This is a genomic window from Actinoplanes sp. OR16, from assembly GCF_004001265.1.
Classification (GTDB): domain Bacteria; phylum Actinomycetota; class Actinomycetes; order Mycobacteriales; family Micromonosporaceae; genus Actinoplanes.
Genome location: NZ_AP019371.1, coordinates 8,567,297 through 8,591,845, shown reverse-complemented (window position 1 = coordinate 8,591,845; position 24,549 = coordinate 8,567,297). Strand labels below are relative to the sequence as shown.

Genomic DNA, 24,549 nt, shown 5'->3' with positions numbered 1-24,549 from the left:
TCAGTCCTGCCTCATTTCATGCCCGGCCACTCGTGGACGGGGACGTTCTCGTGCATCAGCGGGAGGTACCGGCGGAGCATCTCGTGCAGCGCGCGCTGCCGGTCGTACCCCTGGGCTTCCAGGCCGTGCAACGTCTCGACCTGCCAGGATGCGCCGTTGCGATGCCGCAGGCAGCGCTGCTCGATGATGCCGAGGAGCCGATCACGGTGTACGGGATCGACACCCCACCGGTCCAGGCCCTCCGCGGCCTGCGGCAGCAGCCACCGCAGCACCAGCTCGGTCACCGGCAGCGTGCCGTGCCCGGGCCAGAAGACACTGGCGTCGATGCCGTGCCGGGCGCAGTTGTGGAAGTTCTCCTCGGCGGCCCGGAAACTCATCTGCGTCCAGAGCGGCCGTTCCGCCTCGGCGAGCGTCTTGGTCAGGCCGTAGTAGAACGCCGCGTTCGCCATGGTGTCGGCGACCGTCGGGCCGGCCGGCAGCACCCGGTTCTCCACCCGCAGGTGCGGGCGCCCGTTCACGACGTCGTAGATCGGCCGGTTCCATCGGTAGACCGTGCCGTTGTGCAGCCGCAGCTCGCTGAGTTCCGGGATCTCGCCGCGCTCGAGGATGTCGGCCGGATCGTCGATGTCGCAGATCGGCAGTAGCGCGGGGAAATATCTGACGTTCTCCTCGAAGAGATCGAACACGCTCGTGATCCAGCGTTCTCCGAACCAGACGCGCGGGCGTACCCCCTGGGCCTGAATCTCTTCCGAACGGGTGTCGGTGGCCTGTTCGAACAGCGGAATGCGCGTTTCCCGCCACAATTCCCGGCCGAGCAGCAGCGGTGAGTTCGCCCCGAGCGCCAGTTGCACGCCGGCGATCGCCTGCGCGGAATTCCAGTACGCCGCGAACTGCGCCGGGCTGACCTGGAGATGGAATTGTGTGCTGGTGCACGCCGCCTCGGGCGCGATCGTGTCGGTGCTGACCGCGAGCCGGTCCACACCGTCGATCCGGATGTCCAGGTCCTCGCCCCGGGCCGCGAAGATCTGCTCGTTGAGCAGCTGGTATCGCGGGTTCGCGGTGAGCGCCTCGCCGGTGAGGTGCTCGCGCCGCAGCGTGGGAAGGATCCCGATGGTGACCATGTGCGCGCCGGCCACCCGGGCCCGCCGCTCGGCCTCGTTGAGGCTGGCCCGCAGGCCCTTCTCCAGCTCGGCGAAGTCGTCGCCGGCGAGCCGCCGCGGCGGCAGGTTGATCTCGATGTTGAACTGGCCCAGCTCGGTCTGGAAATCCGGGTCGGCGATCGCGCCCAGCACCTCGGCGTTGCGCATCGCCGGGTCGGCCTTGTCGTCGATCAGGTTGAGTTCGATCTCCATTCCGGTGAGAGGGCGTTCGAACTCGAATCGTGCCTCGCGCAGCATCGTCGCGAACACGTCGAGACTTCGGCGGATCTTCTGCCGGTAGCGGGTCCGGTCCTCACGGGAGAATTCGGTCTGCTCGACTTTTTCGCCCACAGCGCACCACCCTTCAGCCGTCGACGGCGTTGATTTCATGATGACGGCTGTCTATCGCCGTTCTCACCATGAGAGCCGGGCATTGTCGCCAGATGGCCAAGGTGTCCGCTGACATTGACGAGGAGCACATGGTGCCGCGTTACCCGATCGGCACGGAATTCTCACCTGAGCAGCGCGGCGAGGACCACTCCGAAGATCGCGGCGCCGGCCGCGGCCTGCAGCAACATGGCCGGGCCGAGGTGTGACCAGCGGGTGGGGATCCGCGGGGTGAGCGGCTGCATCGTGGTCAGGTTCACCACCTGCATCAACTTCACCGGCAGCGTCGGATCCGCCTGCGGCTGGGTCCGCACTTGGACGAGATCGCCGCGGTGCAACGCCGACTGCGGCAGCTGCCCGTGCATCTCGATCTCGTAGGTCTGCCCGAGGTCGTCGCGCAGCCGCACCGGTGTCACCAGGAACTCCGGACCCTTGCGGAGTTCCTTGAGCGAACGCCGCGCGGGCTTCATCCGCAACAGCGAGCCGATCATCTGCGCGATCCCCGCCGCGACGAAGACGGCGACGGCGAGGGCCTTCCCGACCCGGACCTCGCGGGTGTACGAGGCCTGGAAGCCGAGGAACCGGCCGGTGATGATGGGGCTGACGTGCCGGAGGATTCGCTCACGGTGCAGTTCGGTGTCATCCATGGGGGATCACCTCCTGTCTTCATGTTACGGAGAGAACGCGGATCGGCACCGTGAGTGAATAGGTGGGTCCAGATCACCTCTGCATACCCCGTGGTTGGTGGCGTTCGCTGCGATTTGCGGTGATCTGCGGAAACCCGCCCTTCCGGTACGCCCGCCGGGGTGAACTGGACCTGGGCCGCGTGTATCCGGCCCATGGGGGGCGGAGACCAGTGGCGGCGACTGACGCGTACGTGAAACCGGAGAGCCTGCTGGCGCGCACGGCGCGCGAGATGGTCGAGGCGCACACCGGCGCTCCCGGCGCCACCGAGTGCCCGGCCTGCGGCGAGCGCCTGCCCTGCCGCATAGCCCAATCCGCGACCGAGGTCCTGGCCGCCGCCGGCCTGGCCGAATCCTCAGGCCTGCTGGAAGCGAGCCGCGCCGCCCGTCCTCCGGTTTCCCCGCCTTCCCCGCCCTCCCATGCCGCGGAGCCGTCGCCTGGCCAGCCTCCCTTGCTCGCCCGGTCGTCTTCGCTTGCGCAGCCGTCTTCGCTTGCCGAGCCTCCCTTGCTTGCCGAGCCTCCCTTGCTTGCCCAGCCGTCCTCGCCTGCCCAGCCGTTCTCGCCTTCCCATTCCGCGGGCGCGTCGCCTTCCCATTCCGCGGGGCCTTCGCCGGCTCAGCCGTCGGTGCCCTCGGTGCTGCAGCCGCCGTCCTCGCCGGCTCAGTCCTCGCCCGCGGCGCCTTCGTCGGCGGTCCCGCCCTGGGCCATCCCCGGTCTGGCCGAGCCGCCGTCCTGGAACCCGCCTCCGGAGCCTGCCCACTTGGCCGAGACCCCTAGCCCGCTCGCGCCGGTCTCTCCCGCCCAGGTCTCTCCCGCCCAGGTCTCTCCCGCCCAGGTCTCGCATGCCCAGGTCTCGCCCGCCCGGATCTCACCCGCCCCGGTCTCGCCTGCCCAGGTGTCGCCTGCCCAGGTATCGCCGGTTCAGAATTCGCCGGTTCAGGCTCCGCTCGCGGCCTGGCCGCCCCCGGCGACCGCTTCCGGGGTGGTCCCGCCGGTGCCGGATCCCGCGACACCTCCCTGGCTCCCCGGCCCGTCCGCGGCCCACCCACCAGCGGCCCTGACTTTCGGGTCGCCGGGAGCGGGTTCGCCCAGCCGTACCTCCCCGGGCCTCCCCTGGCCTCCGGTAGGCGACTCCACCCGGCCCGCCGATCCCCTGCCGCCCGCCGTGGAGCCGACCGTCCCCGCGCCCGGCCCTCAGTCCTTCGCCGGCCCTCAGCCCTTCACCGGCCCTTCATTGGCCGACCTGGAACCGTCCGGAACCGTGGTGAGCAACCCCTCGCGCGCCTCAGCGGCCGAACCGGCGCCGTCCGGCCTCAGTGCGCCCGATGTCGGAGCGCCGGGTGCCGCGAGCGGCCAGTTCAGTGCCGGGCTGTCGCTGCCCCGGGTACCCGCCGCACCCTCGCCGGGTCGGTTGTCGCCGCTGCCGCCGTTGCCGGAGCCCGACCGGGAACCCGCTCCCGAACGATCCGTACCGGTAACCCCGCCACCGTCGATGCTGCTGCAACCCGAACCCGAACCCACCCCCGTCTTCGGTCAGGCGGCTTCGAACCTCGACGATCTCGATGAGCTGATGAAGCAGCCGCCCCTCTACAGCCAGCAGAACAGTCCGCTCGACGCTCCGAGGTTCCCTCGCTCGGCCCGTCCCGCCGCCGCCCAGCCCGGTATCGGCGCACCCGCCGAACCGGCCTCGTTCCTGCCGTCCGCGGCAATGCTCGCCGCCTCAGCGCAGCAGCAGCCGCCGACCCCGGCAGCTTCCGGCATTCCGGGCACTCCGGCGGCCCCCGAGGAGTCCGGCCTCCTCGGCGGCCCGGCGGCGTCCGGCCTCCTCGGCGGCCCGGCGGGTTCCGGCCTTCCCGGCGCTCCGGCAGGTTCCGGCCTTCCCGGTGCCCCAGCGGCTTCCGGTCTCCCGGCCGGGCCGGCATCCCTGTCGGCCCCGGCCCCTGCGGAAGGGTCAGGACTGGCCGCCTTCCTCACGCCCGGAATGTCCGGTGCGGCCTCGAATCGACCCCCGCTGCAAGCACCCGACATGGGTCAGCACGCCCCGAACGCCGCCCCCGCCGCAGGCCGCGCCGACCCGGCCCCCGGCGCCAACGCGGGGCTGAGCGTTCCGGCGAGCGGTAGTGGCGCCAACGCCGCGCCCGGAGCGGCCGCCCCGAAGCGGCCGTCGCTGCAGGCGCCGGACATGGGTCAGCACAACCCGGGCGGCCACCCGGCCACCGGCCGCCCGAAGTTGCAGGCGCCGGACATGGGTCAGCACAACCCGGCGACCGGGCCCCAGCAGAACACCCGGCCCGCGGCGGCGCGGCCGGCCGACGCCGGTCCGCCGAGCGACCACGCCACCCCGTCCGGCCTGCCTCAGGCCGCCCAGCCCCGGACCGCCCAGCCTCAGGCCGCTCAGCCCCAGGCCGCTCAGATCCAGCCCGCTCAGCCTGCCCGGCCCGCCGGGCGGAACGCCGCTGAGCAGCAGGCGCCCAGCACGCTCGACGACCCGGCCAGCGCGCCGTCCGGCCTGCCAGGACGCCGCAGCAAGCCGGAGTGACGGCGGGCGGAGACCGGATGACGAATCGAGGCACGCCGCAGAGTGACGGTGTTTGGGTGAGAGGCGTACCGGGCACTAGCGTGCGGTTGACTACCCGTCAGGCTCCCAACCGGTCGTGGAAAGGCTTGACATGCCCTCGCACCACGTAGCCGGCGAACCGGCTGACAGCGTTCTGGAGGATCTCGACACGGCCGCCGCGGCGTACGCGGAACGCCGTTCCGAGGCTGACCCGGAGGCTCTCGAGGCACTCCGCGAGGACCTGATCCGCTACTGCCTGCCGTTCGCCGGCCGGCTCGCCCGCCGCTACCGTGGCCGCGGCGAGTACCTGGAGGATCTGGAGCAGGTGGCCCGGCTCGGCCTGGTGAAGGCGATCGACCGGTACGACCCGGAGCGCGGTTCCTTCACGGCCTACGCGGTGATCACCATTTCGGGTGAGCTGAAAAGGCATTTCCGGGACCGTACGTGGGGAGTGCACGTGCCGCGCCGGGTGCAGGACCTGAGCCTGGAGGTCGGCCACGCCTCGATGGTGCTGACCAGCTCGCTGGCCCGGACCCCCACCACGGCCGAGCTCGCCGAGCGCCTGGGTGTGAGCGAGTCCGCGGTCCGGGAGGCCGTCGAGTCGGCCGCCGGGTACGCCCCCGCTTCGCTGAACGCGCCGGTGGCGGGCGACGGCCTGATGGAGTTCGGCGACCTGATCGGGGAGCCGGACGAGGACCTGGAGGCGGTCACCGACAAGCTGACCGTGACGGATCTGCTGCTGCGGTTGCCGGCCCGGGAGCGCCGGATGCTGGCGATGCGGTTCTACGGCAACCGGACCCAGGCGGAGATCGCCGCCGAGCTGGGCATCTCGCAGATGCACGTGTCGCGGCTGCTGAGCCGGGCGCTGTCCTGGCTGCGGGAGGCGATGCTCAGTGACACACCACCGCGCTGGGAGGCGTCGGACCGCCCGTCGTCGCACAACGGCATGCAGGTGACCGTCGACCGGGACGGCGCGGGGCTGGTGGTGCGGGTCCGCGGCGAGGTGGACCGGGACACCGCCGAGCGCCTGCGGGTCGGTCTGCGGCACGCGATGAGTTCCCGTACGGTCGTCGTCGACTTCTCGGGCGTCCCGCTGATCGACGCGGCAGGCGTGTCGGTCCTGGTCGACGCCACGCTGACGGCCGCCGCGAAGGGCGTGGACATCTGCGTGAGCGGCGCCCAGCCCTACGTGGCCCGGATCCTGGCGGTCTCCGGCCTGGAGAACGTCCTGCGACGCTGCTGAGGTCAGCGCCGTAAGGAAGCCCAGACCACCTTGCCGTTCTCCGAGGGCACCCAGCCCCAGGAGTACGCCACGGCGCCCACCAGCAGCAGCCCTCGCCCGCGCGCCGACGCCGGCTGGTCCGGGCCTTCGGGTTGCGGCGGATCGGTGAGGCCGTCACGGACCGCGAGGTTGAGGTGGCGGGAGCGCAGCGAGATCCGCAACGCCATCATGGTGTGCGCGTGGTCGACCACGTTGGCGACCAGTTCGGTGACGATGAGGCTGGCCGGGGCGACCAGCTCGGGCAGGCCCCAGCGCAGGCAGGCCTCGGTCGCGACGTCCCGGGCGTGCCTCGTGGAGCCGCTGACCGGCAGCAGATCCTCACTGATCAGGGGCATGATCCGCCGATCGTCTCCGAGATGGCCGAGTCCGGCTGCCACGTCGGTGAAGAGCGGCAGCCGCCGGTAGGCCCCGCCGATCAGCAGCGCGCGGGTCTCCGGCGGGGGGCCGCAGAGCAGCACCGGCGTGCCCGGCCAGCGGGCGGCCTGCCGCAGAACCACGGTGAAGACGGAGAGCGCCAGCGGCTGATCCACACTCAGGCCGGAGAGATCGACGAGCAGCGCCTCCGGCTGCTCGGCCAGGCATTTGAACAACCGGTCCCGCAGCGGCACGGTGTCGGCGAGCCGGAGCGCGCCGGTCACCGATGCGATCAGGCAGTCGCCTTCCGCTCGAACCTCGCACCGGACCGTCATGCCTTCCGCCCTCTCCAAGGCCAGCCGGTTACCCCCGAGAGCGCCGAGCAAAACCGGGGCTGAGCGAAACGTCAGGCTGTCTCCATCACTACGATAGCCCCGGCGCCCTCGCCCGGACCTCCGTCCCGGCGTCGCAGCGGCGTGCGGGCGACGCGTACGGTGATCGCCCGTCCCCGCCGGTTGACCGCCTCCAGCCCGAGATCTCCCGCCGGCGGTTGGAGTGGGCCACCATCCCGCCGGAGGTGAGCGCGAGCACGGCCGGTCTCGGCCAGGGCGAAGTGGAACCGGCAGGTGAAGTCGAAGCCCCGGGACTGCTTCACCGAGGCCGGCAGCGCCTCATGCGGTGGCTCCGGTGGTGAGCTGCGTCCACACCACCTTGCCGTCGGAGACCGGCAGCACACCCCACGCGTCGGTCAGATCGCGGACCAGTCGCAGCCCGCGCCCGCCCGCGTCGGTGACGGCAGGGTCGAGGGTGCGGGGCATCCGCAGGCTGCCGTCCCGGACCGCCATGATCAGGCGGTTGCCGCGCAGTTCGAAGGTGAATCGCATGGTGGTGTGCGCGTGCCGGACGACGTTCGCGACGAGTTCGGTGGCGACCAGGGTCGCGGTCGCGGTGAGGTCCGACCGCTGCCAGGCGGCGCAGGCCTGGCCGACCAGGTGGCGGACCTGCCGGCAGGCCTCCGGGACGGGCCGGAGGCGGACGCGGACGCCCTGCGGGGCGGGCTGGTCGCCGGCCGCGGCGAGCGCGCGATCGCAGTCGTCGGCGAGCTCCAGCCCGGCGCAGTCCGAGGACGCGGCCAGGGCGTCGCGGGTGGGCCGGTCCGCTCCGCACACCACGATCGGCACGCCGGGGAACTCCGCCGTCTGGCAGACCACGGCGCCCAGGGTGGTGAGCGCGAGCGGATCGGTGACGTGCAATCGGCCGACGTCGAGCAGCAGCCTCTCCGGGAGGCTGGAGAGGCTGCGGCGGACCGCGGCGCCGAGCGCGTCACCGGTGACCCGGTCGAGGGTGCCGCTGACGGTCAGCACCGCCACCGGCAGGTCCCGTTCCGGCCGGCAGACCAGCTGGCTGGGCATCGAGGGTGCCGCCTCCTCCACTAAGTCGTGCACGGAGGTGCCCGCCGATCCGCCGGCCCAAACGTCAGCGCGGGTTCCGGATCCGCTCGTAGAGGGACAGATAGCCCTCGGCCATCACCGCCGGGGTGAATCGGCGTTCGGCCTCGGCCCGGCAGGCGCGCGGATCGATGGTGACGGCCTTGCCCGCCAGCTCGCCGAGCTCCTGCTCGGAATCGGTCAGCAGCCCGGTGTGCCCGTCCTCGATCAGCTCCGGCAGGCAGCCGCGCGCGATCCCGGCGACCGGCGTGCCCAGCGCCAGCGACTCCACCACCGCGGTCCCGCCCGGTTCCTCCCAGCGCAGAGGGAAGAGCGACACCCGGGCGCCGGCCACCAGCCGATCCCGATCCCTTCCGGTCACCGTGCCGATCCAGCGCACGCGCACCCCGTCCACGTGCGGCGCCACCTTCTCGCGCCAGAACTGCACGTCGGGGTTGCGCTGGGCGTCCGGGTCGCTCTCCGCCGCTGCGAGATCGACGGCGTTCTTGTACGGGCCCACCGGGCCCGCCAGCACGAGATCGAACCCGTGAGCGTGGGCGAGGCGCGCGGCCAGATCCTGTCCCTTGCCCGGGTTGATCCGGCCGAGGACCACCGCGTACGAGCCCTTGTCCACGGTGAGCGGCGGCTCGGCGGCGAGCGGCGTGGCCAGGTGGACGTGCCCGACGGCGTGGTCGCGCAGCGCCTGCGGCGCCCGGGCCAGCTGCGCCGCGGAGACGCCGTTCACCCGGACCCGGCCGCCGCCGTCGAATGTCGAGTAGAGCTCCGGGTGCTTGGCCAGGTCCCAGTGCAGGGTCTGCAGCCCGGGTGGCGCGCCGTCGCCGAGCGAGGCGAGGGTGACCAGGCCGGCCGCCTCCACGTGGTCGTGGACCAGGTCGATGTCGCCGTGCTCGCGCAGCGCGCGTACCACCGCGTGCTGGTGGGCCTGCACGACGCCGACCGCCTGGTTGTAGGGCCGCTGGATGGCGGCGAACTGTCCCTGGTCGAAGACGGACACCCGCCCGTCGGCCTCGATCGTGCTCTCGCCGACGCCGGCGAAGACGACCTGGACGCCGAGCCGCCGCAGCTCCGGGATCAGCGTCGCCACCACGTTCTCGATCCCGCCGTACCCGCCGGGCGGCACCGGCAGCCACGGCCCGGCGTTCATCAGGACCTTCACGCCGCCACCACGCCCTCGGCTCCCATCAGCTCGGCCCGGTTCAGCCGGGCCCGGTCCAGTTCGGCCAGCGGCGGCCGCTCGGTCACCCCGGTCTCGGTGATCGCGATCTGCCGGTCCAGGTTGGGCAGCGCGTCCTGGCCGCCCCGGCGGAACTGGGTGAGCAGGGTGGACGGCGGCATCGGCTCGTTGGCGAGGCCGCGCCGGTGCATCCGGGACCAGGCGGTCACCATGATCTGCGCGGCCATCCGGCCGAGCGCCTCGGTGCCCTGGTGCCGGTGCTTGCGCTCGCCGAGGTCGACCTGGGCGAGCGCGTCGAGGCCGACCAGGTCGGCGAGGTCGATCAGCATGCCGACCTCGACGCCGTAGCCGGAGACGAACGGGATGCGCTCCAGCGTGCGGCGGCGGCCGGCGTACTCCCCGGCGAGCGGCTGGACGAATCCGGCCAGCTCCGGGAAGAAGAGGTTGAGCAGGGGACGGGCGGCGAGCTCGGTGACCCGGCCGCCGCCGTCGGTCTCCACGCCGGCCGTGCCGACCAGCGGGCGGTGGTAGAAGCCCTTCACGAACTCGACGGACTGATCGGTCAGCAGCGGGCCGAGCAGCCCGGTGACGAAGTGCGCGGAGAACTCGTGCAGGTCTCCGTCGACGAACGCGACGACGTCCCCGGTGCTGGCCGCGAGCCCGGCCCAGAGCGCGTCGCCCTTGCCCTCCATCCGGGGCAGGTTCCGGGTGAGCCGATCCTGGCTGACCACCCGCGCGCCGGCCCGGCGGGCGATCGCGGCGGTCGCGTCGGTGGAGCGGGAGTCGACCACGACGATCTCGTCGACCAGCGGGACCTGCTCGATCAGCTCACGGCGGATGGTGGCGACGATCGCGCCGATGGTCGCCTGCTCGTTCCGGGCCGGGATGACCACGCTCACCCCGGTACGGCCCTTCGCGGCGGCGAGTTCCCCGGCCGTCCACTGTGTCGCCTTACCGGTCCGGTACGTCGTCCACGCCTCCACGATCGGTGAGGCGGTCTCGTGCGAATGCCACATCAGCGTTCCCCCCAAGTTCGCGATCTTCCGGCGGGGCAGGCTTTCCCAGGATGTGGCGTTCACAATCTTTCGGGTTGGTTACGGCTCGAATGCGGGCAGGTGCGCTCCTCTGAGGAGAGTTTGGGAACCGCGCCGATGGATATCCCTTCGGCCGGATCAATGGGTTCGGCGTGATGGGGGTACGGGTGGCAGTGACGAGAATCGGCCTGATCGGTGCGGGCGGAGTGGCGGCCCGGCACGCGAGGGTCCTGTCCGGATTGCCGGACGCGCAGGTCACCGGAGTCACCGACGTCCAGCCGGAGGCGGCCGCGCGGCTCGCGTCGGAGCACGGTGCGCGGGCGTACGGATCGGTCGCCGATCTGATCGGATCGGGGCTCGACGCCGTCTACGTCTGCGTGCCGCCGTTCGCGCACGGCGACGCCGAGCGGGCCGTGATCGCCGCCGGCTTGCCGATGTTCGTGGAAAAGCCCATCTCGATCAATATGGACACAGCGCTCGAAATAGCCGAACTGGTGGCGGGCCGGGAGATCCTCACCGCGGTCGGCCACCACTGGCGTTACCTCCCGGTCGTCGAGCGGGCCCGGGCCCTGCTCGCCGGCCGCCCGATCCGCCTGATCACGGGCGCCTGGCTGGACAAGGTGCCGCCGGTCGCCTGGTGGGCGCGCTCCGAGGAGTCCGGCGGCCCGGTCGTCGAGCAGGCGGCCCACGTCATCGACCTGGCCCGGCACCTCGGCGGCGAGGTGGACGAGGTCTTCGCCTACGGCAACGGCACGCCCCCGGACGCGCCGGACGCGGACGTCGACGGCGCCACCACGGCGGTGCTGCGGTTCGCGAGCGGCGCGGTCGGCACCCTCGCCGCCACCTGCGTGCTCGGCTGGAAGCAGCGGGCCGGCCTGGAGGTGTACGCCGACGGTCTCGCCCTCCAGCTGACCGAGAGCGAGCTGACCGTCCGCGACACCAGCGGCGCCGAGGTGATCACCTGCGACCCGGTGAGCGCGCATCACGCCGTCGACCGGGCGTTCGTGGCGGCGGTCCGCGGCGACCAGGACGACATCCGGGTGACGTACGCCGACGCCCTTCGTACCCATGAAGTCGCCCTGGCCGTGCGGGAATCGGTGGCCGCCGGCCGCCCGGTGAGCGTGACCACGACGGAGGCCGCCCGTGCCTGAGAGGAATCTCATCGTCGCCGCGCCCGGGCGGGTGGAGATCGCCGAGGTGCCGGAGGAGAGCGTGCCGGACGGCGGATTCCGGGCGCGCACGCTGTTCAGCGGCATCTCCGCGGGCACCGAGCTGACGTTCCTGAAGGGCACCAACCCGGCCCTGCACGCCGGCTTCGACCCGTCCCTCGGCCTGTTCGGCGCCCCACCCGAGCAGGCCTACCCGGTGAACCGCCTCGGCTACATGGAGGTGGCCCGGATCGAGGAGAGCCGCACGCGCGCGTTCCCGGACGGGACGATGGTGGCGATGACCTACGGGCACCGCACCGGCTACATCGGCCATCCGCTGCGCGACCGGGTCGTGGTGCTGCCGGACGGCCTCGACCCGCTGCTCGGCGTCTACGCCGCGCACATGGGCCCGATCTGCGCGAACGGACTGCTGCACGCGGCCGCCGACCGGTTCGGCCCGGCGGTGCGCTCGCTCGGTGACGGCGTGCTGGGCGCCCGGGTGGCGGTGGTCGGCGCCGGCGTGGTCGGCCTGCTCACCGCGCTGCTCGCCCGCGCGCACGGCGCCGCCTCGGTGGTGGTGCTGGACCCGACGCCGCAGCGCCGGGCGGTCGCCGAGGCCCTGGGCCTCGAGGCGCTCTCCCCGGACGAGGATCCGGCGGTGACCCTGAAGACCCGGTGGCGGCACGCCGAGGGCGACCGCGGCGCCGACGTGGTCTTCCAGTGCCGGGGACAGGCCGCGGCGCTGCAGCTCGCGCTCCGGCTGCTGCGACCGCAGGGCACCGTGATCGACCTGGCCTTTTACCCGGGCGGCGCGGACGAGGTCCGGCTGGGCGAGGAGTTCCACCACAACGGCCTCGGGATCCGCTGCGCGCAGATCGGCCGGGTGCCGCGCGGGCTGGCGCACTCCTGGGACCGGGAACGGCTCTCCGCCGCCACCCTCGATCTGCTGCGCGCCGACGGCGAGGCCATCCGGAAGCACCTGGTCACCGCGGTCGTGCCGTTCGAGGAAGGGCCGGCCCTGCTCACCGCCCTCGCCGCGCGCGAGCGCCAGGAGTTGCAGGTGGTGCTCTCGTTCTGACGGCCGGGCGAGGTCCGGCGCCTGAGACGGGGGAAAATGAAGTACCGTTGCGCGCCATGGGTGTGTCGCAACGGTTCAAGAACCGTTTCCGTAAGTTTCTGCAGCGTCCGGGCACGACCGTGGACCTCGGGCCGCTGGAGAAGCGGCTCTCCGCGATCGAGGAGCGCGAGGAGGCGCTGAAGGAGCTCGACGACGCCGGCCTGACCGAGGCCGCCCGCGAGGCGACCGATTACACCGAGCTCTGCGCGATCGGCCGGGAGGCGGCCCGCCGGGCGATCGGCCAGCGGCCCTACGACGTCCAGCTGCTCGGCGCCATGGCGCTGCTCGACGGCCGGGTCGCCGAGATGGCCACCGGTGAGGGCAAGACGCTCACCGCGACGCTCGCGGCGTACGGGCACACCCGTCTCGGTCACGGCCCGGTGCACGTCCTGACCGTCAACGACTACCTCGCTAAGCGGGACGCCACCTGGATGGAGCCGATCTACACACTGCTCGGCCTCACCGTGGGCTGGGTGACCGAGTCGATGACGCCGGAGGAGCGCCGCGAGGCCTACCTGTCCGACGTCACCTACGTCTCGGTCAGCGAGGCCGGCTTCGACTACCTGCGCGACCAGCTGGTCACCGACGTGGCCGACCGGGTCCAGCGGGACCTCGCCACCGCCATCGTCGACGAGGCCGACTCGATCCTGATCGACGAGGCCCGGGTGCCGATGATCCTGGCCGGCAGCGTGGCGATCGAGGCCGACCCGGTGCACGACGCCGCCGCGCTCATGCGTGACCTGCGGGCCGGCAAGCACTACGAGGTGGCCGAGGACGGCCGCAGCGTCGCGTTCACCGACGAGGGCCTCAAGCACCTCGAGGAGGAGCTCGGCGGCATCGACCTCTACGCCGACGACCAGGTCGCCCGGCTGTCCGCGGTGAACGTGGCCCTGCACGCGCACGCGCTGCTGCGCCGCGACGTCGACTACATCGTCCGCGACAACACGGTCGAGCTGGTCGACGAGATGCGCGGCCGGGTCGCCCAGCGCCGCCGCTGGCCGGACGGCCTGCAGGCGGCCGTCGAGGCGAAGGAGGGCATCACCGCCACCTCCGAGGGCGAGGTGCTGGACACCGTCACGGTGCAGGCGTTCATCGCGCTCTACAAGACCGTCTGCGGCATGACGGCCACCGCCGTGCACGTCGGCGAGCAGCTCCGGGAGTACTTCAAGCTCGAGGTCGCCGTCGTCCCGCCGAACACCCCGAACATCCGCGAGGACGACCCGGACCGGATCTACTCGGCGCACGACACCCGCGACGAGGCCCTGGTCGAAGAAATCAAGATCGCCCATGACAAGGGCCGGCCGGTCCTGATCGGCACCCTGGACGTGCAGGCGTCGGAGACCCTGGCCCGCCAGCTCGCCGAGGCCGGCGTCCCGTCGAACGTGCTGAACGCGAAGAACGACGCCGAGGAGGCCTCGATCATCGCGGAGGCCGGCGCGCTCGGCGCGGTCACCGTCTCCACCCAGATGGCCGGCCGCGGTGTCGACATCCGCCTCGGCGGCAGCGACGAGAAGGACCGCGAGGCGGTGGTCGAGCTCGGCGGCCTCTACGTGATCGGCGCGGGCCGGCACGACAGCCGCCGCGTCGACGACCAGCTCCGCGGCCGGGCCGGCCGGCAGGGCGACCCGGGTGCCTCGGTCTTCTTCGTGAGCCTCGAGGACGAGCTGGTCAACCGGCACGCCGGCGACATCGTCCCGTCCTCGCCGCGGATGGACATGGACGGCGTGGTGCACGACGCGCAGGTGGACTACGCGGTCGAGCACGCCCAGCGGGTCGCCGAGGGCGTCAACTACGAGATCCACCGCAACACCTGGCGGTACAGCCAGATCATCGAGCAGCAGCGCCTGCTGCTGGCCGAGCGCCGGGAGCGGCTGCTCACCTCCGAGGTCGCCGCGATCATGCTGCTGGAGAAGTCGCCGGAGAAGGCCGGGGAGACCGACGAGGACGTCCTCTCGGACGCCGCCCGGGCCATCGCGCTCTACCACCTGGACCGGCTCTGGGCCGAGCATCTCGCGTTCCTCTCCGAGGTGCGGGAGGGCGTGCACCTGCGGGCGCTCGGCAAGCTGGACCCGCTGGACGAGTTCCACCGGGCCGCCGTCCCGGCCTTCCAGGAGCTGCTCACCCAGGTCGAGACGAAGACCATCGAGACGTTCGACGAGGTCGACCTCACCGACGGCTGGCAGCCCGACCGCGCGGAGATCGTGCGGCCGAGCGCGACCTGGACCTACCTGGTCCATGACAACCCGTTCGGCTCCGAGCTGGACCGGCTCATCGCGGCGGTGGGCCGCCGTCTCACGTCCGGAGGCTGACGACCTCCCCGAGGCCGAAGAACTCCATCGTCTCCACCGCTGAGGGCCGTCCGGCGTGCGGATCCGCGCCGGCGGCCAGCAGCGCGTTCACCGTCTCCTGGTTCTTGCGGAAGACGGCCGCGCCGAGGGCCGTCTGCCCGCGGTCGTTCACCCGGTCCGGGTCGGCCCCCAGCTGGAGCAGCGCCGCCACCGTCGTCGGGTGGTTGTGATACGCCGCCAGGATCAGCAGGGTGTCGCCCTTGCTGTTCGTCAGGTTCACCGGAAGGCCGGCCGCCACCTGCGCTGCCAGCTCCGGGTCCCCGCTTCGTGCCAGATCGAACATGCGCTGCGCGAACGCCAGTGTCTCTTCGTCAAGCTCCGTCACACGTACCGGCGTACCCGCGTGTGCCGTTAGGCAATCTTTAATGAGGCTGACAGAAAGCGTTCCCGGAATGCGTTTCCGGATCGAAGAACAATGTGGAACGAGTTTCCCACAGTGTGGTTGGCGACTTGACCCGCCGATGCGCCGGCCGGAAATATCGTCCGGGCTTTACCCACAGTGATCACTCATATTCGCTTGCCGCAGCAAATTCTGGGGGCTGAATTCATGCCGGGCAGCGCATTGTCGCCGCGTGCCGATCGTCGTTCTGCCGGGCCGGGGCGCGGATCCGGCCGCCGTCCCGCCGAACCGGCGCTGACCGTGACCTTGGCCATTCCGCTCACCGGCGACACCGTCTCACCACAGGCGCACAAGTTGCTCAGCGCGGTCCGGGAGCTCGTCGAGCTGAGCCGTGGCACGGTCACCGTCGAGCCGTCCGCGGCCGGCGACGGCGAGGCGGTGGCGGCGGCCGAGCCGGAGAGCTCCGGCCCGGAGGTGCGGCTGCTGACCGGCTCGCGGCAGGCCCTGCTCGACGGCGAGGCGCTGCCGCTGACCCGCCTGGAGTTCGACCTCCTGCTCTTCCTCGCCGAGCGGCCCCGCCGGGTCTTCTCCCGGGCGCAGCTGCTCGCCGCCGTCTGGGGCTACGAGAGGGCCGGAGAGCGCACGGTGGACGTCCACGTGCGCCGGCTGCGCCTCAAGCTCGGCGCGAGCGTCCCGGCGATCACGACGGTCTACGGCGTGGGTTACCGCCTGGCCGACGACGCTCGAGTGGCGATCATGCCGCACGACTGAGCGGCCCGCCCGGATCTCGCCTAAATGATCTTGCGCCGGGGGAGCATCATGGACCCGTGCGCATCCGCCCGGTCTCCTTCGACGCCTTGATCGACGATCTCGCGGATCAGCTCGCCAGTCGGGAATCCGACAGTAGGATCCGGGTGGCAGTGGACGGCCCGGACGCCGCCGATCCCGCGCGTCTCGCCGACGCGCTGACCGGCCCGTTGCGGGTCCGCGGCCGCCCGGCCGTGCGGGTGGGCGCCGGCGATTTCCTGCGCCCCGCCTCGCTGCGGCTGGAGTTCGGCAGGACCAATCCGGACTCGTTCTACGCGGGCTGGTTCGACGAGGCCGGTCTGGCGAGGGAAGTGCTGGTCCCGGCCGGTGCGGACGGCTCCGGCCGGATCGTGACCCGGCTCTGGGACGCGGGCCGCGACCGGGCCGCCCGGGAGCCCTATCAGGAGCTGCCCGGCAACGCGATCGTGCTGGTCAGTGGCCCTCTGCTGCTCGGTTCCGGCCTCCCGTTCGACTTCACGGTCCATCTTGAGCTGTCGCCGGCCGCCCTGCGGCGCCGCACCGCCGAAGATCAGCTATGGACTTTGCCGGCCTTCCGGAGGTACGCCGAGGAGGTCGCCCCGGAGACGTTTGCCGACGTCGTGGTGCGTCTGGACGACCCTCGCCGTCCCGCGCTGGTGACCGAGAGGTGAGTCTCGGCACAAGACCCGCTTGCGGAGTCCGTGGCGGATTCAACCACTGACAGTTATGCTCCGGTTACTTTTTTGCGGGGGTCTCGTTTGGGATCTCCGGCGGTGGGTATCGACCGGCTCCACGAGCCGGACCGGGGCGAGGAAGCCACGGGTGGATGCCACCGGCTTGGGGCTGAGGGAAGGCAGGGGGACTGCATGCTCGTCAACGGAGTGATGGTTGCGGGTAAGGGCGCTGCGGGCGCGGTCAAGACGCGGTCGACCGAGGAGGTCGAGCAGATCCGCGTGATCCTGCGTGGCCGGTTCGACGAACTCAATGCCGAGTACGAGGAAGCCGTAGCGCAGAACCAACGTCTCCGTCTCGTGGAGATCGGGGACGCGGCCGGGGACGACCAGGCCGACAGCGGATCGAAGACGGCGGAGCGGGACGCGGCCACGTCGCTGATCCGGACCCTGCTGGACCGGCGGACCCAGGCGGAGCACGCCATGCAGCGGCTGGACGACGGGACGTACGGCAACTGCGAGGGCTGTTCGAACCCGATCCCGGTGGAGCGGCTGGAGGTCTTCCCGTCCGCCACGTCGTGCGTCAACTGCAAGTCGGTGCGCGAGCGCCGCGCGAGCTGATCGTCACTTCCGGGGGCCGGCCGCGGCCGGCCCCCGGAAAACGCATTCCCAATAGAAATCGCGGAATTCGATTCTCATCGAGGCGGCACTCGCGGGACGTGACTGATTTCACGATTCTCGCGGCCGGCCCGCCGGGCGAGAACTCCGGCATCGATCACGGCGGCGCCGCCCGGGTCATTGTTGAAGAATACGAACGTCTCCGGCGCCGATAACCGTTCCAGCCACGAATGCAGCGCCTGCCGGCCGTAGCGCGGCCACGGCTTACCGGCGCCCTCGTGTAATCGCAGGTAACCCCAGTCCGCCGTGCGCCACAGCGGCGTGACCGGGCGCCCGCGCCGATCCGCCCAGCAGAGTGCGGCGCCGTGCCGCTTCAGCAGTTCCTCGCAGCCGGGCGTGAACCAGGTCTCGTGCCGTGGCTCGACCGCCACCCGGACCTCCGGCGGGAACTCCCGCAGGGTGGCGTCCAGTGCCTCCAGATCGGCCTTGAGCGTCGGCGGCAGCTGCAGCAGCACCGGTCCCAGCTTGGCGCCCAGTCCCGCGGCGCGGTCCAGGAACCGGGCCACCGGCTCGGCCGGCTCGCGCAGCCGCTTCACGTGCGTCAGGTAGCGGCTCATCTTCACCGCGAACCGGAATCCGTCCGGGGTGCGGTCCCGCCACTGCTCGAAGGTGTGCCGCTCGGGCAGCCGGTAGAACGCGTTGTTCACCTCGACGACGTCGAACCGGGCCGCGTAGTGCTCCAGCCAGAGCCGCTGCGGCAGCCCTGCCGGGTAGAGGTGGCCGGTCTCGTCGGCGCCCTTCGCGGGCCGCCAGTCCCGGTACTGCCATCCCGAGGTCCCGATCCAGAGCATGGACCGCTGGTTACCCGGGATTAGACGTGATCATCCCGGGTAACGTACTGACCGGACATTCGTGGCAAAAGGAGCGGACCGTGGCACTCTCTGACAGCGACATCATCAGCTCGGACCCGGACGGCCTGGACGGCGAAGGCCCCGCGGACGGCGGCGCGAACCCGATCGGCCGCGACGGCGGTGCGGACGGCGCGGCGTCGAGCGCCCCGGAGGGCGTGGCCGACGGCGGCGCCAACCCGCACGGCCGCGACGGGGGAGCCGACGGCGCGGCCGACGACGGAACGAACCCGTCGAGCCGTAGCGGGGGCGCCTCTTGAGGACCGCTCTGGATCGCCTCGTCGCGCTCGACGAGGAGAAGTTCGCCGGCGCCGTCTGGGGCCGCGAACCCCTGCTGTCCCGGGCCGCCGACCTCGGCGGCCCGGACGGTTTCGCCGATCTGCTCTCCCCGGCCGCCGTCGACGAACTCCTCAGCCGGCGCGGCCTGCGCACCCCGTTCCTCCGCGTCGCGAAGCAGGGCACGGTGCTGCCGGCGAGCCGGTTCACCGGCGGTGGCGGCGCCGGCGCGGAGATCGCCGACCAGGTGCTCGACGAGCAGGTCATGGGCCTGTACGCGGACGGCGCCACACTGGTCCTGCAAGGTCTGCACCGGCTCTGGCCGCCCCTGATCGACTTCGCCGGCGACCTCGGCGCCCAGCTGAACCGGCCCCTGCAGATCAACGCCTACCTCACGCCACCCGCGAGCCAGGGCTTCAGCACCCACTACGACACGCACGACGTCTTCGTCCTGCAGATCAACGGCACCAAGCGGTGGTACGTCCACCCGCCCGTGCTGCCGGATCCCCTGGAGAACCAGCAGTGGGGTGGCGTGGCCGACGAGGTGGCCGCGACCGCCGCCGGCGAACCGGCCCTCGACGTCGTCCTCGAACCCGGTGACGTCCTCTACCTGCCGCGCGGCTGGCTGCATTCGGCCCGCGCCCTCGGCGGCCGGTCGCTGCACGTCACCATCGGGGTGCGGGGCCTGACCCGGTACGCCCTCGCCGAAGAGCTCCTCGCTCACGCCATGGAGGACCCTCGGCTGCGGGCGACCCTCCCGTACGGCCTCGACGTGTCCGACCCGGACGCCCTCGCCCCGGAGCTGGCCGCGACCGCCGCCGCGCTCACCGAGCGGCTGGCGACGACCGACCCGTCCGCCCTGGCCGGCCGTCTGCGCCGGCGCGACTGGCCGGCGACCCGCCCGGCGCCGCTCAGCCCGCTGGCCCAGCTGGACTTCGCGGCGGCCCTCACCGGCGACGCCGTGATCGCGGTCCGCCCGGGTCTGCGCTGGCGGCTGACACCGGAGGGTGAGCTGCACACCCCGGTACGGACCCTGCGCTTCCCCTCGGCCTGCGTCCCGGCTGTCCGGCGAGCCCTCGGCGGCGGGTCGCACCGGGTGGGCGATCTGCCCCTGGACGACGAGGAGGATCGCCTGGTCCTGGCCCGCCGCCTGCTGACCGAAGGCATGGCGGTGCCCGGCTAGGTGCCCGTCTGCGCGAACTGCACCGCCGTGAACAGCAGGCCCGCGGTCACCAGACCGGTCGTCAGCACCGTCGCCACGGCGGCGGTGTCCAGGCCGACCCCGCGCTTGTCGGCGACCAGCTTCGCGGTGACCACGGCCAGGACCGGGCAGGCCAGCAGGACCAGCAGGGCGACCACCGGGGCGGCCTGGTGCCAGTCGCCGCCGGCCGCCTCGCCGGTCTGCCGCAGCGCCACGTTGCCGATCACGCCGAGGACGCCGCCGGCGAACCCGAAGATGACGAACAGGATCTTGGTGCCGATGGTGAACGGCCGGGCCGGCGCCGTGTACTTGACCCGGCTCTCCACCTCGTCCAGGTAGTCCTGGGCATCCCGCTCCACCCGCTGCCGGGGGATGCTGGCCGGTGGCAGGGTCCGCCCGAACCGCTCCGCGGCGGGACCCACCCGATGCACGAATTCGGACCACAACCCGGCTGCCCGGGCGTCGACGGTCTCGAGCGACCGTTGAGCGGCCCGGACGGCGGCACGGGCCTCCCGTACCTCCTCCTCCGCGGCCTCGACCGCCTCCGAAGCGGAAGCGACCCGCTCGGCGTGCCATCGCTCCGCCTCCTCGCGCAGCGCGGCGGCGCGCTGGTCCAGCGTGGTGAGCCGGCGCAGGACCGTGCGGTAGTCGGCGCGCTCGAAATCGGACGGCTGCAGTTCGCTCATGATGTTCCGTAAGGGATGATCACCTCGGCGCCACGGTGCACCGAGCGGTCGAAGTGCAGGGCTCGCCACGGGCGCGGGTACCAGTTGGGCGCCCCCGTCCCCGGGTAGAACGGCGCGAGCTCGCTGCCGTGCACGTCGAGCGCGACCCACGCGCCGATCGGATCGGTACGCGAGGCCTGCCCGCCGAGCGAATCGCGCAGCAGCCCCGCCCCGCGCCACCAGCCCAGCACGTGCAGCCGGCGCTCCGGACCCTGCCGCAGCACGGTCCGCAGCTGATCACCGGCGGCCTTGCCACCCGGCAGGGCGTCCGCCGCGTAGATCAGGATGAAGTGCGGGCGGTCCGCCGGCCAGGCCGCCGTCGCCTCGGCGGCGGCGTCCTCGAGGAGCCAGTCGACGTTCTCGGTGTCGTACCAGCCGCACTCCGGTATCCGGGCGTGCAGCGCCTCGGCGGCGGCCCGGGCGTCGGGATCGAGGCAGACCACCGAGAACCGGGCGCCCTCCGGGGTGAACTGCGCGGCGAGCGAGCGCCCGGCGGTGGCGAGCACGGCACAGGCCTCGTCGACCCGGGTGCCGAGCACGGCCAGGTTGCGGCCGGGAGCGCGGCGCAGCAGCGTCCGCGCCGACCGTGCCGTGACGTCGATCGTCTCGCCGAGCAGGACCATCGGGGCGGCCGGCGACTCGGACGGCCGCAGCAACCGGAAATCCGGGCTGTCCGCGAGCCGCGGCACGGCGTCACCGTCGAAGAGCCGCGGCGGCCCCAGCTCCGGCGGCCGTTTGCGCCAGAGCCGGTGCTGCAGGGCGCTCCACTGGTCCCGGTCGCCCGCCGACGGCACCCGGACCACCCGGTTCGCCGAGGCCGCGCCGGAATCGGCGTTCACCACGGCGTGGTAGCGCCGCAGGGTGTCGGCGGCGTTGTTCTGCTCGGCGAGGACCCGGCGGGCCTTCGGCAGGGCGATCCGCAGCGAGAACTGGGCCACCAGCGCGGGCCGGCCCCAGAGCGCCTCGATGCCGGAGACGTCCTGACTCGCCAGGACCAGGTGGATGCCCTGCGAACGGCCCCGGCGGGCGAGGTCTTCGAGCAGGTCCACGGCCTCGGCGGCGACCGCGTCCCGGCCGGCCAGCAGCACCTGGAACTCGTCGACCACCGCGACGATCCGCGGCCAGCTGCCCTCCGGGTCCTCGGCGCGCAGCTCGGCCAGGTTCGTCACCTCGTGCTGTTTCGCCGCGTCGGCGCGCCGCCGCAGCTCGGCGCTGAGGAACCGGAGCAGCGCCAGGCCGAACTCCCGGTCGGTGTTGACGTTGACGCCGACCAGCCGGACGTGCGGCAACCAGCTCGGGTCCCGCCGGCCCGGCGCGAACCGGGCGAACGACACGCCCTCCTTGAAGTCGAGCAGGTAGAACGCCAGCTCGCCGGGGGAGTAGCGGGCCGCGAGCGCGCCCAGCCAGGCGTAGATGAAGTTGGTCTTGCCCGTTCCGGACGGGCCGGCGATCAGCGCGTGCGGCGGGTAGTCGCTCAGCGTCACCGTCACCGGGGAACCCTGCGGGCTGTCGCCGAGCGGCGCGGTCAGCGCCGACGCCGAGCTCTGCTGCCACTCCTCGCCCGGCTCCGGCAGCAGGCTCTCCAGCGCGACCGGCGCCGGACCGGCGGCGACCGTCTCGGCGATCTGCCGGCAGGTCGCGGTGACCAGCTCCGGCCAGGGACCGGGATCCAGGCGTACGGGAAGATCTCCCGCTCCGGCCACCCTCGCGTCGTCACCGGGCGCCGCGTGCACGAACTCGATGCCCGGCCCCGGCTCCACGGCCAGCCCCCGGATCACCAGGTGCACCCCGCAGGCCGCTCCGGTGCGCAGCAGCCGGTCCAGCTGCGACCGCTCGTGCCGGGACAGCTCCGGCGCCCCGAGCAGGACCGCCACCCGCCACGGCTCGGGCCGGCGCTTGGTGGCCGCGTGCAGCTCGCGCAACGACGTGTACTCACCGGCGAGGACCTTCTCGTTGATCCGCCGCACGTGGCCGACCAGGTCGTCGAGGAGGGCCGGCAGCTCGCCCGGGCCGGTGAAGGTCAGCACCCCGGCGGAGGCCAGGGGCGCGAAGCCGGCGAGTCCGCCACCGAGGTGCTCGGGGTCGTACCCGATGATCTGGACGGCGCCCGGCGCGCTGGTGCCGAGCGCCCGCAGCAGCAGGCCCGCCACCAGCGCGTCGGCCTCGATCTCAGCGCCCTCCACCACGATGTGCCCGCTGTCGAGCAGCGGCACCAGCGCCGGCACCTCGGGCGGGCCGTCCTCCTTGACCGTCTCCCGCGGTGTGCCGGGCGCGGTCGACCACGGATCGGTGCGCTCCGGATGCGGTATCGGCGCCTCCGGCAGCAGCAACCGGCCCACCCGCAGCTCGGCGGCCTTCGGCAGCGGCGTCGCCTCCCAGCTGTGCCACGGCTCGCCGGCCGCCCCCGGCGCGGCCCGGTCGGCAGCGGCGGCGGCGGCCCCGGCCAGCGCCGACAGCTCGGTGTCGTGCCAGTCGTCGATCTCGTCGATCCGCTCGTCCCGGGCCGCCGCGAGCTTGCGCTGCCGCCCGGTCGCCGCGGCGAGCACCCGGCGGCGGCGCTCGTCGGCCGCGGCGGCGGCCTGCTGCGCGAGCTCCAGCGCGGTCTGTGCGGCGCCGAGCGCGTGGGAGAGCCCGGCCCGGATCTCCATGACCCGCTGCTTGGTGGATTCAGCCATTTCCTACCGTTTTGTCGTCGGCGTTCCGGACCGGCTCCGGTGCGTCGGGATCCAGCGAGCCGGCATCACGGCCGAGGCGGGCCAGCAGCACGCCGGTCAGCACACTCGCCGTCACCGCGTTGTCCGCCGGGTGGCTCGTCTGCTGCTCCTCACTCTTCACCGGAACACGGCAGACCCGGGCGATCAGTGTCTCCAGCACCGCCGGCGACGTGCCCGGGAGCAGCGCCCTCACCCGCGACTCGGCGGCGCTGCGCAGCCGGGGGACGTCCTCCGGTCGCGGTTCGTGACCGAGCAGATCGCCGGCCAGCCGATGCAGGACCGGCGGTGTCACCGCGGACAGGCCGAGGCCGGTCGAGGCGCTGACGGCATGAAGTTCGCGGCCGAGGCGGGCGCGGTCGCCGGCTCTGACTCCGGCGGCGACCCGGCGCAGGAGCTCCGTCGTACCGGTCTGCTCCTGATCTCTCTGGTCCTGCGGCGCCGGCTCGCCGGTCAGCTGAGCGACGCGCTGCTGCCACCAGGGGCCGAGGGTCTCGGGTTTCTCGCTCGTGTCCGTTGCCGCCGGCCGGGTCTCCTCGTGCCGGAGCGCGGCCCGCCACTCCTGACCGGGCGCCGCACCGGGCGTCCCGGCCAGCCCGACCGCCGCGAGATAGGCCTCGATCGCGTCCTGCGCGGCCCGCACCGCTGCCGCCGCCCGCTCCGCATGCTCGGTGGCGTTGCCCAGAACCGGCACCCCGAGATCGTCGACCGACTGCTCACGCACCCAGTTGAGGATCTCCGTGGCGTTGCGCAGCCGCTCCATCGCCACCGTGATCAGCCCCGCGGGAAGGTCGTCAGCGGTGGCCCGAAGCTGGGCGCCGAGCTCTTGCAGCAGCGACATCGCGTCAGAGCTGCGCCGTGTAGGTCTGAGCCTGCTCGACCGCCACCAGCGTCGCCCCCAGGCACTCCTCCAACTGCTGATCGGCCTGCGACAGCGAGGCGTGCGCCGCCCCCACCAGATCACTGGCGCTGCCGTCGAGGGCCGCGGCCAGGCTCTGCTGGGCCTCACTGAGCCGCTGACGAGCCGCCTCTATCGCCGCCTGGCCCTCGGAGACCTGCTGGAGCGCGGCGTCCACGGCAGCTCTGACCTCGGCGACACTGGCCACCCGTGCAGCCTCCTGTACGAAACTCTGCTTGCTATTCGCAGCCTACCGCCCGGTTGCCGCCCGGCCGTCCTCGGATGCCCCGATTTGGCAGGGGGTGAGGTTCCTGGTGTGCGTTGTGGACGCACATCCATCCCCCCGATCAGCCCTGGTGATCGACCTGTCCATTGTGGATCATGACTGCCCGCCGCCGCCACCGGGGTCCCGCCGGATCCACTCCCCGGTGGCGTGTCCCCTCCACCGGATAGTGCCCGTCAACCCCCACCTTCCAACCCTTTTCCCTGTACGCCGGCCCGCCCTCGGTGAGCCGGCCGCCGCCGCACGAGGAGGTGAGCGCACACAGCGCCGGGTCCTGCGTCCGCCCACCGCCCCGTGGCGGCGGTCAGCGCACGCAGCCTTTGCGTCGCGTGCGCTGATCGCCCCCTGGCGGCGGCTAGCGCACGCAGTCGTTGTGTCGTGTGCGCCCACCGCCCCCCTGGCGGCGGTCGGCGCACGCAGCCTTTGTTTCGTGTGCGCTGATTGCCCCCCTGGTGGCGGC

22 protein-coding genes are annotated in these 24,549 nt (G+C 72.6%); 10 read left to right on the top strand and 12 right to left on the bottom strand.

Annotation, left to right across the window (positions count from 1 at the left end):
- Nucleotides 1–11: 11 nt before the first annotated feature.
- On the bottom strand, nt 12–1,490 hold the full coding sequence (locus EP757_RS43600; RefSeq protein ID WP_197725476.1) for a glutamate--cysteine ligase: 1,479 nt from the start codon (nt 1,488–1,490) through the stop codon (nt 12–14).
- A gap of 161 nt (nt 1,491–1,651) precedes the next feature.
- Nucleotides 1,652–2,173 (bottom strand): hypothetical protein, encoded by a 522-nt coding sequence (locus tag EP757_RS39605; RefSeq protein WP_127553456.1) that lies wholly within the window; start codon nt 2,171–2,173, stop codon nt 1,652–1,654.
- Between the two features lie 797 nt (nt 2,174–2,970).
- On the opposite strand from EP757_RS39605, the gene EP757_RS39600 reads away from it, so the two are divergent.
- Nucleotides 2,971–4,749: a hypothetical protein gene (locus tag EP757_RS39600; protein ID WP_127553455.1), complete on the top strand. Its 1,779-nt coding sequence runs from the start codon at nt 2,971–2,973 to the stop codon at nt 4,747–4,749.
- Between the two features lie 130 nt (nt 4,750–4,879).
- Nucleotides 4,880–6,010: a SigB/SigF/SigG family RNA polymerase sigma factor gene (locus EP757_RS39595; RefSeq protein ID WP_127553454.1), complete on the top strand. Its 1,131-nt coding sequence runs from the start codon at nt 4,880–4,882 to the stop codon at nt 6,008–6,010.
- Between the two features lie 2 nt (nt 6,011–6,012).
- On the opposite strand, the gene EP757_RS39590 is transcribed toward EP757_RS39595, so the two are convergent.
- From EP757_RS39590 to EP757_RS39570, 4 genes are all read right to left on the bottom strand, one after another.
- Nucleotides 6,013–6,738 (bottom strand): ATP-binding protein, encoded by a 726-nt coding sequence (locus EP757_RS39590; protein ID WP_127553453.1) that lies wholly within the window; start codon nt 6,736–6,738, stop codon nt 6,013–6,015.
- Between the two features lie 336 nt (nt 6,739–7,074).
- Nucleotides 7,075–7,815 (bottom strand): ATP-binding protein, encoded by a 741-nt coding sequence (locus EP757_RS39580; RefSeq protein ID WP_127553451.1) that lies wholly within the window; start codon nt 7,813–7,815, stop codon nt 7,075–7,077.
- Between the two features lie 64 nt (nt 7,816–7,879).
- Nucleotides 7,880–8,995, bottom strand: a complete 1,116-nt coding sequence (locus EP757_RS39575; RefSeq protein WP_127554672.1) for a glycosyltransferase — start codon at nt 8,993–8,995, stop codon at nt 7,880–7,882.
- Between the two features lie 8 nt (nt 8,996–9,003).
- Complete coding sequence (locus EP757_RS39570) at nt 9,004–10,041, bottom strand: glucosyl-3-phosphoglycerate synthase (RefSeq protein ID WP_127553450.1); 1,038 nt, start codon at nt 10,039–10,041, stop codon at nt 9,004–9,006.
- 185 nt (nt 10,042–10,226) lie between these two features.
- Here EP757_RS39570 and EP757_RS39565 point away from each other — a divergent pair, with 185 nt between their 5' ends.
- The 3 genes from EP757_RS39565 to secA2 are packed head-to-tail and all read left to right on the top strand — an operon-like array spanning nt 10,227 to nt 14,633.
- Nucleotides 10,227–11,210: a Gfo/Idh/MocA family protein gene (locus EP757_RS39565; RefSeq protein WP_127553449.1), complete on the top strand. Its 984-nt coding sequence runs from the start codon at nt 10,227–10,229 to the stop codon at nt 11,208–11,210.
- Entirely contained in the window at nt 11,203–12,285 is a 1,083-nt protein-coding gene (locus EP757_RS39560; protein WP_127553448.1) for a zinc-binding alcohol dehydrogenase, read from the top strand. The genes EP757_RS39565 and EP757_RS39560 overlap by 8 nt, the downstream gene beginning before the upstream one ends.
- A 56-nt stretch (nt 12,286–12,341) precedes the next feature.
- Nucleotides 12,342–14,633 carry an accessory Sec system translocase SecA2 gene (secA2, locus tag EP757_RS39555; RefSeq protein WP_127553447.1) on the top strand — a complete coding sequence of 764 codons (2,292 nt, stop codon included), beginning with the start codon at nt 12,342–12,344 and terminating at the stop codon, nt 14,631–14,633.
- Here the strand turns inward: secA2 and EP757_RS39550 are convergent.
- A complete protein-coding gene (locus EP757_RS39550; RefSeq protein WP_197725474.1) occupies nt 14,617–14,997 on the bottom strand; it encodes an ankyrin repeat domain-containing protein in 381 nt (126 codons plus the stop codon). The two genes, secA2 and EP757_RS39550, sit on opposite strands and share 17 nt — an antisense overlap.
- A 315-nt stretch (nt 14,998–15,312) precedes the next feature.
- On the opposite strand from EP757_RS39550, the gene EP757_RS39545 reads away from it, so the two are divergent.
- From EP757_RS39545 to EP757_RS39535, 3 genes are all read left to right on the top strand, one after another.
- Nucleotides 15,313–15,783 (top strand): winged helix-turn-helix domain-containing protein, encoded by a 471-nt coding sequence (locus EP757_RS39545; RefSeq protein WP_232050244.1) that lies wholly within the window; start codon nt 15,313–15,315, stop codon nt 15,781–15,783.
- Nucleotides 15,784–15,839: 56 nt separating this feature from the next.
- The gene (locus EP757_RS39540; protein ID WP_127553445.1) at nt 15,840–16,469 is read left to right on the top strand and encodes a uridine kinase; all 630 of its coding nucleotides are present in this window, start codon (nt 15,840–15,842) and stop codon (nt 16,467–16,469) included.
- A 213-nt stretch (nt 16,470–16,682) separates the two neighbouring features.
- Complete coding sequence (locus tag EP757_RS39535; RefSeq protein WP_232050758.1) at nt 16,683–17,090, top strand: TraR/DksA C4-type zinc finger protein; 408 nt, start codon at nt 16,683–16,685, stop codon at nt 17,088–17,090.
- A gap of 74 nt (nt 17,091–17,164) precedes the next feature.
- On the opposite strand, the gene EP757_RS39530 is transcribed toward EP757_RS39535, so the two are convergent.
- Nucleotides 17,165–17,938, bottom strand: coding sequence for a DUF72 domain-containing protein (locus EP757_RS39530; RefSeq protein ID WP_127553443.1), 774 nt, complete (start codon nt 17,936–17,938; stop codon nt 17,165–17,167).
- An 80-nt stretch (nt 17,939–18,018) separates the two neighbouring features.
- On the opposite strand from EP757_RS39530, the gene EP757_RS39525 reads away from it, so the two are divergent.
- Nucleotides 18,019–18,255 carry a hypothetical protein gene (locus EP757_RS39525; RefSeq protein WP_127553442.1) on the top strand — a complete coding sequence of 79 codons (237 nt, stop codon included), beginning with the start codon at nt 18,019–18,021 and terminating at the stop codon, nt 18,253–18,255.
- A complete protein-coding gene (locus EP757_RS39520; protein ID WP_127553441.1) occupies nt 18,252–19,454 on the top strand; it encodes a cupin domain-containing protein in 1,203 nt (400 codons plus the stop codon). The genes EP757_RS39525 and EP757_RS39520 overlap by 4 nt, the downstream gene beginning before the upstream one ends.
- Here EP757_RS39520 and EP757_RS39515 read toward each other — a convergent pair.
- From EP757_RS39515 to EP757_RS39500, 4 genes are read right to left on the bottom strand one after another with little or no spacing between them, the layout of a single operon-like run.
- Nucleotides 19,451–20,158, bottom strand: a complete 708-nt coding sequence (locus EP757_RS39515) for a hypothetical protein (protein WP_127553440.1) — start codon at nt 20,156–20,158, stop codon at nt 19,451–19,453. The two genes, EP757_RS39520 and EP757_RS39515, sit on opposite strands and share 4 nt — an antisense overlap.
- Nucleotides 20,155–22,872 carry an FtsK/SpoIIIE domain-containing protein gene (locus tag EP757_RS39510; RefSeq protein WP_127553439.1) on the bottom strand — a complete coding sequence of 906 codons (2,718 nt, stop codon included), beginning with the start codon at nt 22,870–22,872 and terminating at the stop codon, nt 20,155–20,157. Before EP757_RS39510 ends, EP757_RS39515 begins: the two co-directional genes overlap by 4 nt.
- A complete protein-coding gene (locus EP757_RS39505) occupies nt 22,865–23,749 on the bottom strand; it encodes a hypothetical protein (RefSeq protein ID WP_127553438.1) in 885 nt (294 codons plus the stop codon). The genes EP757_RS39510 and EP757_RS39505 overlap by 8 nt, the downstream gene beginning before the upstream one ends.
- A gap of 4 nt (nt 23,750–23,753) precedes the next feature.
- Complete coding sequence (locus EP757_RS39500) at nt 23,754–24,014, bottom strand: hypothetical protein (protein WP_127553437.1); 261 nt, start codon at nt 24,012–24,014, stop codon at nt 23,754–23,756.
- Nucleotides 24,015–24,549 lie beyond the last annotated feature (535 nt).